Raw genomic sequence first — 1,238 nt, forward strand, 5'->3', positions numbered from 1 at the left:
AGGCGTACCTCTGACTAACGTATCTCGTGCAAACTCTTGCCCGCAGCTCGGGCAAAAACAAGGGGTTTGAGTGTAATCTTCTACAATACGTTCTTTAAAGCACTTCACCAAGGCCCCCTTTCCGCCCTTGCGATATTTATATAGCTGCGCTTTGCATTTCGCACAATAAATTTCGACAGTTTTACTCGGTTGCTTTTTATTCGGCTTGGCCATTATCTTCTATCTCTGGCTTGACCCACACATTGCTGAAATCGAACCACCCCAGCGCATTACATTTTGCGTTTTGAAGCGCACCGCTGTGGTCTTTGTTTACCCCTAGCCAGCAATGGAACATTGGAATAACCTGACAGCTTTTCACTAACTGCCTTCCTAATTCGCGAGCAGGAAAGTCGGCATGAATGCCTGCACGCCATTGATCGACTAATGTCGCCCATTCTGAAAAATCGTAACCCGCGCTGAATTTTTCGATGTCGCTATAATCAAGTAGCCAGCCCGCTAAGGCATCGTTGCGATTGGTCGCAATACCCATTGCTTTTACCCAAACGTCGACTTCTTCTGGATTTGGCGGCTGCGTATCGTAGCGAATAAACTCGACATCGACACTGTGCGGTTTGAGCAAATGTTTAATTGCTTTGGCAATGACAGGAAACATCGGATGTTTTTTCTGATAAGCGACGGTAATCGATTTACCTTGTTGCGGGACTTCACCAACTGATGTCGGTCTTAAGTCAATCCACCCCGGTTTTAAACCAAATGCTTGCAGTACACCCAGTTCAATCACTTTATCTTGGGGAACGTGCGCGTAGATTTGATGGCTATTTAGTGTTTGGCTTAAAAATTCGGCCCAACGTGGGTCTTTTGCGATCCCGGTGTTTTTGTTAAGCAGCAAGAAGGTACAGCCCGGATCGAGTTCCACTTCATCGGTCGACGCTTGTTTGTTCATTTGTGGCTTGGACAGGCTTGGATACACCATTGATGAGTAGGCTTCATCAATCACCCACACTTCAACTTGGTCCAGCAGTGGACGAAACCCAAAATAACCATCGAAAGCAGTAAGGATAAGGCGTTTGTCGTCGTTCACTTTTACTTGGAACGGACCTGTGCCAATAGGCTTACGGTCAAAATCCTCAGAGCGAAGTGCTTGTGGCAATAAGACTTTGGCTTGAGACTCGCTCAATGCTAACGGTAAATAGCGATCTGGACGAACAAGCTTAATATCAACGGTCCAAGGCTGTGGT

General features: G+C 46.5%; 2 protein-coding genes. Both read right to left on the reverse strand.

Features of this window, described 5'->3' with window-relative positions; all coding sequences use genetic code 11:
- Positions 1–213 (reverse strand): hypothetical protein (locus R7Q47_RS25160; protein WP_318090047.1); only part of this gene is annotated, 213 nt, incomplete at its 3' end.
- Positions 197–1,238, reverse strand: a 1,042-nt coding sequence (locus R7Q47_RS25165) for an ABC transporter substrate-binding protein (RefSeq protein WP_318090048.1), incomplete at its 5' end; no start/stop codon positions are given. The genes R7Q47_RS25160 and R7Q47_RS25165, both read right to left, overlap by 17 nt.

Source organism: Vibrio sp. Vb0349 (assembly GCF_033338975.1).